Raw genomic sequence first — 9,041 nt, forward strand, 5'->3', positions numbered from 1 at the left:
TCTCAGAAGTGGGGGCACACCGCGAGGTGTGCCCCCGAACCTGAAGAAATACCTGAAGATTTCAGACGGTCAGTACGACTTTTCCCCGCACATGGCCACCTTCGAGCAGCCTGTGCGCCTTCACGGCCTCTGCCAACGGAAAAGTCTGCTGCACCTCGACGCGCAGCTTCCCTGCCGCGACCAGGTCCACCAGCCACTGCGTCTGCCCCGCGTCGGGCCGCGCCCAGGTGTTGACCACACCGTTCTCCCGCGCCCTGGCTCCATCCACAATGGACGTCATCCGCGCCCGGTCGCGGACCAGCTGCAGAGACTGGTCGAACGCGAGCCCTCCCGCGTTGTCGACCACGGCGTCGACCAGGCCGTCGCCGCCGACGAGCTCCGCGACCGCGTCGACCAGCGCGTCACCGTAGGCGACCGGTTCAGCCCCCAGCGACCGCACGAACTCGTGGTTGCGCGGCGACGCGGTGCCGATCACCCGCGAAGCTCCCAGCTCACGCGCGAGCTGCACCTGGAGGTGCCCGACGCCGCCGGCGGCCGCGTGCACCAGCACGACGTCGCCGGAACCCGCGCCGACGACCTTCAACGACTGCAGCGCCGTCAGCCCTGCCAGCGGCAACGCGGCCGCGGTCACGAAGTCCACGGTGGACGGTTTGCGCGCGATCATCCGGTCCGGCACCGAGACCGACTCGGCGCAGGTGCCGAACTGGACGTGGTCCTTGCGCGCATACGCGAGCACCTCGTCGCCCGGCTTCCAGTCGTACACGCCGACGCCGACCGACCGCACGACGCCCGCCACGTCCCAGCCGGGGATCAACGGCAGGTGGTGCGGCAGCAGCCCCTGCAGGTACCCGGCTCTGACCTTGCAGTCCACCGGGTTCACCCCGGCCGCGCGCACGTCCACCAGCACGTGGTCAGGCCCGATCAGCGGGTCGGGCAGTTCCTGCAACGACATGACGTCGGCATCGCCGAACCGGGTGTACGCGATCGCTTTCACGGTTTCTCACCGTAGAAGACACGCTCCGCCACCGCACGTGCACGACGAGTGGTCCTGCGGTACTCCTCCAGGAACTCACCCGGATCACCACCGGGCTCGTACCCCATCACCGACGCGACCGCGACGAGATCGCGCCCGGACGTCGGCAGTTGATCGGAAGCCTTGCCCCGGACCAGCGTCACGGCGTTGCGCGCCTGCGTCGCGAGGTTCCACGCGGTGGTGAGCGCGGCAGCGTCCTCGGCGGCGAGCAGACCGGCGTCGACGGCCGCTGCCATCGCGGCCATTGTGGACGGTGTGCGCAGACCGGGCACCGCGCCGGAGTGTTGCAGCTGCAACAACTGCACGGTCCACTCGACGTCCGCGAGCCCGCCGCGCCCGAGCTTGGTGTGCGTGCTCGGGTCGGCACCGCGCGGCAGCCGTTCCGCGTCGACCCGTGCCTTGATCCGCCGGATCTCCCGCACGGACGCCGCGTCCAGCCCGGCCGCCGGATACCGCAGCGGCTCGATCAGCTCCTCGAACTCGGCGCCCAGCGCGGCGTCGCCCGCGAGGAACCGGGCCCGCAGCAACGCCTGCTTCTCCCAGATCTCGGCCCACTGCCGGTAGTAGGCGCGGTACGAGTCCAGCGTCCGCACCAGCGGGCCCTGTCTGCCCTCCGGCCGCAGGTCCGCGTCGACCTGCAACGGCGGGTCCTGTGACGGAGCGCCGAGCAGCCGCCGGATCTTCTCCACCACCCCGCTCGCCCACTTCGACGCCTCGGCGTCGGACACGCCCTCGTGCGGCCGGCACACGAACAGCACGTCCGCGTCCGAGCCGTACCCGAGCTCGTGCCCGCCGAGGCGGCCCATGCCGATCACGGACAGCGCGGCCACGGCGTCGCCGGACGCTCGCACCGCGGCGTCGAGCGCGCTCTGCAACACCGAACCCCACACCTCGGACAGCGAGGCGCACACCGTCTCCAGCGGCATGAACCCCAGCAGGTCCGCGGCGGCGATCCGCAACATCTCGTGGCGCCGCAACGACCGTGCCGCCGCGATCGCCCGTGCCGCGTCGCCGTACCGGGAAACGGCACTGCGCAAGGGTTTGCCGATCGAGTGCGGGTCGCCGCCGACCAACGCCTCGGTGTCCGCGAGCAGCCGCAACACCTCCGGCGCGCGCACCAGCAGGTCCGGCACGAGGCGGGACGTGCCCAGCAGCACCGCGAGGCGTTCGACGACGGCGCCCTCGTCCCGCAGAAGCCTCAGGTACCAGGGGGTTTCCGCGAGCGCCTCGGACACCTTCCGGTACGCGAGCAGCCCGCCGTCGGCGTCGGGCGTGCCCGCGAAGAGGTCGAGCAGCACCGGCAGCAGTGCGCCCTGGATGCGGGCCCGCCGCGACATGCCGTGCGTCAACGCCTGGATGTGCCGCAGCGCGCCGTCCGGGGACGTGTAGCCCAACGCCGCCAGCCGCGCCACGGCCTCCTTGGTGGTGAGCCGCAACGCCTCGGTCGGCACGCCCGCCACGGACTGCAGCAGCGGCCGGTAGAACAGCTTCTCGTGCAGCCGCCGGACCTGGTTGGCGTGTTTGCGGAACTCCGCGAGCAGCACCTGCCCCTCGGACTTCTGCCCGTCCGCCGCCAGCCCCACCGACCGCGCCAGCCACCGCAGCGCCGTCATGTCGTCGTCGGCCGGGAACAGGTGCGTGCGCAGCAGGCGCTGCAGTTGCAGCCGGTGCTCCAGCGTGCGCAGGAACCGGTACGAGCGCCCGAACTCCGCCGCGTCCTCGCGCCCGACGTACCCGCCCTGGCCCAGCATGGCCAGTGCGGCCGTGGTCGCCTGGATGCGCAGGTCCTCGTCGGAACGCCCGTGCACGAGCTGTAGCAACTGCACCGCGAACTCGACGTCGCGCAGACCGCCGCGGCCGAGCTTCAGCTCGCGGTCGGCGAGCCCGGTCGGCACGTGGTCCTCGACCCGGCGCCGCATCGCCTGGACGTCCTCGACGAAGTTCTCGCGCTCGGCCGCCGTCCACACGTAGGGCAGCACGACCTCGAGGTACGCCTGCCCCAGCTCGGCGTCACCGGCGACCGGCCGTGCCTTCAGCAGCGCCTGGAACTCCCAGGTCCGCGCCCACTTCTTGTAGTACGAGGCGTGCCCGTCCACCGTGCGGACCAGCGCACCGGCCTTGCCCTCCGGCCGCAGCGCCGCGTCGACCTCGAAGCACGACTGGCCGGCGATCTGCATCATCGTGCTGGCCAGCCGGGTCGCGACCCCCAGATCGCCCTCGGCGACGAACACGACGTCGACGTCGCTCACGTAGTTCAGCTCGTTCGCGCCGCACTTGCCCATGGCGATCACCGCGAGCCGGCAGCGGTCCGCGCCGTTCACCCGCCCCGCGGCGAGCTTCAGCGAAGCCCTCAGCGCCGACACGGCCAAATCGGACAGTTGTGCCGCCACCGTGTCGTACGGGACGAACGGCAACTCCGGCTCAACGACGTGCGCGAGGTCGTTGGCGGCCACGAGCAGCAGCTTCGCCCGGTACTCCGCGCGCAGCACGTCGCCGTCCGCCAGCTCCAGCGACACGTCGACCTCGTCGGTGAGCGAACGCCACCGCTCGGGGTTGGCGACGAGGAAGTCCGACAGCGCGGTGGACGAGCCGAGCACGGCGAGCAGACGCCCGCGCACCACGACGTCCTCGTGCAGCCCGGTCGACAGGGCGTCCCAGTCGGCAACGGCTTGGAGGCGCTCCAAGCCGCGCAGCGCGAGGTCCGGATCAGGGCAGCGGGACAGCGCGGACAGCACCGCTTCGGAGCCCTCGGTGGGCCGGCGGTCGGCCCACAGGCCGAGCCCGCGCAGCACTTCCTCGCTGCGCGGCTCGGTGAGCCCGAATCTTGCTGGTGACGCGTGGCGCACTGGTTCGCTCATCGTGAGCCAACTTTAATGCCCGCACATCGCTAGAAGACGATCAGTGAGAGTCCGTAGAGCACGACCGCCACGCAACCGGCGAAGCTCGCGTAGGCGGGCACCTTCTTGTCACCCGACAGTGCGCGGATGCCGAGCACGAACAACGTCACGACCACAACGGTGACCAGCAGTGTGGCGCCGAAGACCTGGAGCAGCGCCGCCCAGTCGACCTTCATGCCGCCACCTTGTGCAGCTCGGCCTGGGCCGCGACCTCGTCGACGATGTGCTCCGGCTTGATCGGCTCACGCCGCGCCAGGATCCAGATGCCGATCGACACCGCGATACCGATCGTGGCGACGCCGATGATGCCGACGGCGCCGGTCGACGCCCACTTGCCCGCGAGGGCTCCGACGATGCCGGCGGCGGGCAGCGTGAACAGCCAGCCGGCCGCCATCTTGCCCATGGTGCCCCAGTTGACGCCGTGCCGGTCGCGGCCGAGGCCGGAGCCCATGATGCCGCCGGACGCGACGTGCGTCGTGGACAGTGCGAAGCCGAGGTGCGACGACGCGAGGATCGCCGTGGCCGTCGAGGTCTGCGCCGCGAAGCCCTGCGCGGGCTCGATGGTCGTCAGGCCGCGGCCCATCGTGTGCGTGATGCGCCAGCCGCCGAGGTACGTGCCCGCCGCGATCGCGAGGCCGGCGCTGACGATCACCCAGGTGGGCGGGCCGGAACCGGGGGCGAGCGAGCCGGACGTGATCAGCGCGAGCGTGATGATGCCCATCGTCTTCTGCGCGTCGTTCGTGCCGTGCGCGAGGGAGACCAGCGAGGCGGACGCGACCTGGCCGACCTTGAAGCCGGTGTGCGAGACACGCGGGTCCGCCGCCTTCTTGAGCCGGTAGACGACGATCGTGGCGATGGCCGCGACTAGGCCGGCGACCAGCGGCGCGACGATCGCGGGCACCAGGACCTTGTCGACGACCTTGACGAAGTGGATGGCGTCCACACCGGACGCGACCCACGCCGCACCGATCAGGCCGCCGAACAACGCGTGCGACGAGCTCGACGGCAGACCGACGTACCAGGTGACGAGGTTCCACATGATCGCGCCGACCAGCCCGCCGAAGATGATGGCGGGCGTGATCTGCGCGTCGTCGACGATGCCGCCGGAGATGGTCTTGGCCACCTCAACGGACAGGAAGGCGCCTACGAGGTTGAGAACCGCCGACAGCGCGACCGCCGTGCGGGGCTTCAACGCACCCGTGGCGATGGAGGTGGCCATGGCGTTGGCCGTGTCGTGGAACCCGTTGGTGAAGTCGAAGATGAGAGCAGTGATGACGACGATGATCACTACAAGAGCGGGATCCACAGTGATCCTCCGGCTGGATCGAACAAGCTGTCCAGGAGATTACGGTACCGCCAACGGAGGATGTCTTAAAACCTACGAAAGTAACGTCACACCAACGGAAGTCGTGTGCCCGAACCCAGTGCGGGCAACAGTTCTCCCCGAACGAGTTTCGCGAATCTGCCCACGAACGGCTGCCACACCTCTTCGAAGTCGCGGTGCGCCTGTTCGAGGAACTCCTGGTCGAAGTGGTGAGCTCGCGCACAGGAAGCCGAATCAGGATCCTTGGCCGCCCAGTTCAAGACGATTTCCGGCGTCGTCTCGATGTGGAACTGGAGGCCGTAAGCGCTCTCCCCTACCCGAAACGCCTGATTCGGATATTTCGGGGACGCCGCGAGCTGCTCCGCACCAGGTGGCAGCAGGTGCACCTCGTCGTTGTGGAACTGCAGCACGTCCGGCGTGAACGGCAGGTCCGCGAACAGCGGGTCGGTGGCCGCGGCGTCGCGCTTCGCCACCAGCAGAACGCCGACCTCCGGGCCCTGCGGACCCTTGCGGACCTGGCCACCGGTGGCCGCCGCGAGCAGCTGCGCGCCGAGGCAGATCGCGAGGGTGGGCAGCCGCTTCGACACGGCGCTCGACAGCAGCCGGCGGGCGTCCGCGAGCCACGGGTGGTCGAGGTCGTCGAGCGCGCCCATCTCCCCGCCGAGGCAGATGACGCCCTGGTAGCCGTCGAGGTTCTCCGGCGCGGGCTCGTCCTTGAGCTGCACGAGGTGGAGGTCGATGCCCTCGGCCTCGAGCCAGTCGCCGAGCTTGGCCAGCGGGTCTGACTGCGAGGGTTGCAGGACGAGCAGGCGTGGTGCGTTCACGCATCTGAGCCTAGGTGGACCGAGGTCAGCAATGACACGCGACCTTGGATACGCCCGCTCCGGCGAGCTGGTCCGACTCGACCGGGTACCCCGCCTCCCGCCAGGCCGTGATCCCGCCCGAGAGCCGCTTGACGCGGTACCCGCGTTGCGCGAGCGCGAGGGCGCCCTTGGTCGCCGCGTTGCACTGGAAGCTCTCGCAGTAGCAGATGTAGACGAGGCTCGGATCGAGGTCGAGCTCGGCCGGCAGGTCGCGGTAGGGCAGGTTGATCGCACCGGGGATGCGGGCCTGCGCGAACGCCTCCGGGGCGCGCGTCTCCACGAGGACGTAGCCCCGGGTGTTGCCGTCGAGGAGGTCGCGGTGCACGTCGTCGGGGTCTGCCTCGAACGCGAGCTCTGCCGCGAAGTGAGCGGCAGCGGCGTGCGGGTCGGCGGCGGGAAAGCGCAGTGCGTTCGTCATACCTTCGATCCTGCTGGGACTGGTCCCGTTCGGACATGCGGAAGTCCAGGCGTTCGGGGCGTTCTCCCTATGATTTCCAGGTGGAACTCGATGCCGTGGACTGGAAGATCCTGTCGTTGCTGCAGCAGGACGGCCGGATGTCGTTCAGCGCACTGGGTCGTGAGGTGTCGCTGTCCGCGCCGGCGGTGACCGAACGGGTGCGGCGCCTGGAGTCGCTCGGGGTGATCACGGGCTTCACCGCGGTGGTGTCACCGTCCCGGCTGGGTCTGCCGATCGAGTCGATCGTGCGGGTGAGGGTGCGGTCGCTGGACACGCCGCGGTTCCGCTCGCAGGTGCTGGTGCTGCCGCAGGTCCTCGACGCCGACCACGTGACCGGGGACGACTGCTGGCTGCTGCGGGTCGTCTGCCGGACGATGGTCGAGTTGGAGGACCTCGTCGAGGTGATGCAGCGCTACGGCGACACGACGACCTCGCTCGTGTTCTCCTCCCACGTCCGCAACCGCCCGTTGTCACCCGACCTGCTGGGCTAGGCCCAGCTGTACTCGGACCAGTCGGAGACCGCGCGGAACCCGATGCCCTGGTAGACGGAGTTCGCCGTGGGGTTCGCTAGGTCCGCGGTGAGCACGACATGGTCGACGCCCTCGCCGTACGCCCACTGGCTGACCGCGGCGGTGGCCGCGGCCGCGTAACCGTGACGGCGGTGTTCGGGTGGGGTGTAGACGGGGCCGACCCTCGACACCCCGCCGACCGGGGTGGTGCTCGCCGCCCACGACACGGGGACACCGCCGACGTGCCACACGACGTGCCCGGCGGGCATCCACCTGCTGTCCGCCGCCCTCTTCTCGGCCTCGGCTCGCGGGAGTCCGTCCAGTTCGGCCACGAAAGCGGTCCACCAGCCGGTGATCAGGTCGTCGTCGGCGGGTGTGGCCGGCCTCGACTCACCGGGGACATCCGGCACCACCAGGTCCTCCAGCCGGTAGAGCCTCAGTGCGTAGATCTCCTCACCACCCTCCCGCCAGAGCGCGCGGAAGGCGTTGACCCGCTCCCGCGTTCCGGTGACCTCGTTGATCTCGCGGTCTCCGAGTGCTGCCACGACGTGCGGAGCCGCGGCCGGCGGCATCGCGGCGACGTGCAGCGGACGACCCTCCATCCGGGTTACGGCGCCGACGACGGTTCCGTTGTCGTGCAACGAGATCAGCACTGCCGGTGTCCTGCGCCCCTGTGCTGCCGCGTCCGCACTGGTCAGGTGCACGCTGTTGTTCACGGGATCGGCGTTGAGGAAGTCGCCTGCCACGGCGAGGAAGTCATGGATGTTGTTGTGGCTCAGTGCTTCCACCAGAACTCCGCCCAGTCGTCGAGTGGTTCGAAGCCGATCCGCTGGTAGATCGAGTTCGAGGTCGGGTTGGTCAGGTCCGCGAAGAGCAGGACTTCGGTGGCGCCCTGGTCCAGCGCCCACCGGGTGGCGACCGCGCTGACCGCGGCGCCGTAGCCGTGCCTGCGGTGCTCCGGCGGCGTGTAGACCGGGCCGATCCTCGTCATGCCTGCTTGCGGGCGGCTCGCCACGGCCCACGCGACCGGTGTGCCGTCGATCACCCAGAGGGCGTGGCCCTGGCCGAGGCGCAGCGAGGTGCGCATGGCCTCGGTCGTCGGCGCCGCCGGCGCTTCGGGCACTGCCTCGCTGAGGAAGGCCTTGCGCCAGGCGCCGAGGAGTTCCACGTCGTCCTCGGTGGCCATGCGGCTGGTACCGCCGACCGCCGGCGCGGCGAGGGTGGTCAGGCGGTACTGCCTGGTGGCCAAGGATTCGGTGTAGTTCTTGCCCGTCGCTGTGGCGAAGGCCTCAGATCTCTCGCGCGGGCCCGTCACGCCGGGAGCGTCCGGATCGACCTTGACGGCGACACCGGCCGCGAGCTCCACCGCGACGAGCGGGAGGTCCGCCGCTTGGAACGGCCAGGGCGGGGTGCGGACCAGTGAGCCGATCACTTTGCCGTCCTCGTGGAAGGTGATCAGGATCGGCGGTTGTTCGGTGGCCGGCGAACGGCGGATGCGGTCCAGGGAGGTGAGTGCCACGGTGTTTCGCACCGGATCGGCTGACAGCCGATCGTGGGCGGCTGCGTCGAACGATTCCAGCGTGGCGTGCACGACGGCGTCCATGGGTCCATCAGATCAGAGCACGCAAGCGGAAATCTGAGCACGCAAAAAACCCCTGAGGGGAGCACCGAAGTGCTCGACCCTCAGGGGTCTTCTGGAAATAATGTTCGGCGACGACCTACTCTCCCACACCGTAACCAGTGCAGTACCATCGGCGCAGAAGGGCTTAACTACCGGGTTCGGAATGGGACCGGGTGTTTCCCCAACGCTATGATCACCGAAACTCTATGGAGATGTACCTGCGGCGATCGGAATGCCGCTCGGTTCTTCCAGAACCGCACAGTGGATGCGTAGCGTCTTTGTAACAAGTCCTCGGCCTATTAGTACCAGTCAGCTCCAACCGTTACCGGTCTTCCAC

The 9,041-nt window shown here is 69.6% G+C and carries 9 protein-coding genes and 1 rRNA gene; 1 reads left to right on the forward strand and 9 read right to left on the reverse strand.

The window, feature by feature from the left end:
- Positions 1–61 precede the first annotated feature (61 nt).
- From DFR72_RS29525 to DFR72_RS29550, 6 genes are all read right to left on the reverse strand, one after another.
- On the reverse strand, positions 62–994 hold the full coding sequence (locus DFR72_RS29525; protein ID WP_090068065.1) for an NADP-dependent oxidoreductase: 933 nt from the start codon (positions 992–994) through the stop codon (positions 62–64).
- A complete protein-coding gene (locus DFR72_RS29530) occupies positions 991–3,891 on the reverse strand; it encodes a bifunctional [glutamine synthetase] adenylyltransferase/[glutamine synthetase]-adenylyl-L-tyrosine phosphorylase (RefSeq protein ID WP_090068063.1) in 2,901 nt (966 codons plus the stop codon). Before DFR72_RS29530 ends, DFR72_RS29525 begins: the two co-directional genes overlap by 4 nt.
- 29 nt (positions 3,892–3,920) lie before the next feature.
- The gene (locus tag DFR72_RS29535; RefSeq protein WP_090068061.1) at positions 3,921–4,106 is read right to left on the reverse strand and encodes a hypothetical protein; all 186 of its coding nucleotides are present in this window, start codon (positions 4,104–4,106) and stop codon (positions 3,921–3,923) included.
- Positions 4,103–5,236, reverse strand: a complete 1,134-nt coding sequence (locus DFR72_RS29540; RefSeq protein ID WP_090068059.1) for an inorganic phosphate transporter — start codon at positions 5,234–5,236, stop codon at positions 4,103–4,105. Before DFR72_RS29540 ends, DFR72_RS29535 begins: the two co-directional genes overlap by 4 nt.
- Before the next feature lie 86 nt (positions 5,237–5,322).
- Positions 5,323–6,078 carry a type 1 glutamine amidotransferase gene (locus tag DFR72_RS29545; RefSeq protein WP_090068057.1) on the reverse strand — a complete coding sequence of 252 codons (756 nt, stop codon included), beginning with the start codon at positions 6,076–6,078 and terminating at the stop codon, positions 5,323–5,325.
- 25 nt (positions 6,079–6,103) lie between these two features.
- Entirely contained in the window at positions 6,104–6,535 is a 432-nt protein-coding gene (locus DFR72_RS29550; RefSeq protein ID WP_090068055.1) for a rhodanese-like domain-containing protein, read from the reverse strand.
- Positions 6,536–6,615: 80 nt separating this feature from the next.
- Here DFR72_RS29550 and DFR72_RS29555 point away from each other — a divergent pair, with 80 nt between their 5' ends.
- A complete protein-coding gene (locus tag DFR72_RS29555; RefSeq protein WP_090068053.1) occupies positions 6,616–7,065 on the forward strand; it encodes an Lrp/AsnC family transcriptional regulator in 450 nt (149 codons plus the stop codon).
- On the opposite strand, the gene DFR72_RS29560 is transcribed toward DFR72_RS29555, so the two are convergent.
- From DFR72_RS29560 to rrf, 3 genes are all read right to left on the reverse strand, one after another.
- The gene (locus DFR72_RS29560; RefSeq protein ID WP_090068051.1) at positions 7,062–7,871 is read right to left on the reverse strand and encodes a GNAT family N-acetyltransferase; all 810 of its coding nucleotides are present in this window, start codon (positions 7,869–7,871) and stop codon (positions 7,062–7,064) included. The genes DFR72_RS29555 and DFR72_RS29560 overlap by 4 nt on opposite strands.
- Positions 7,859–8,686: a GNAT family N-acetyltransferase gene (locus tag DFR72_RS29565; protein WP_090068049.1), complete on the reverse strand. Its 828-nt coding sequence runs from the start codon at positions 8,684–8,686 to the stop codon at positions 7,859–7,861. The genes DFR72_RS29560 and DFR72_RS29565 overlap by 13 nt, the downstream gene beginning before the upstream one ends.
- 102 nt (positions 8,687–8,788) lie before the next feature.
- Positions 8,789–8,905 (reverse strand): 5S ribosomal RNA (rrf, locus tag DFR72_RS29570).
- Positions 8,906–9,041 lie beyond the last annotated feature (136 nt).

The organism is Lentzea flaviverrucosa, from assembly GCF_003350445.1.
GTDB classification, from domain to species: Bacteria; Actinomycetota; Actinomycetes; order Mycobacteriales; family Pseudonocardiaceae; genus Lentzea; species Lentzea californiensis.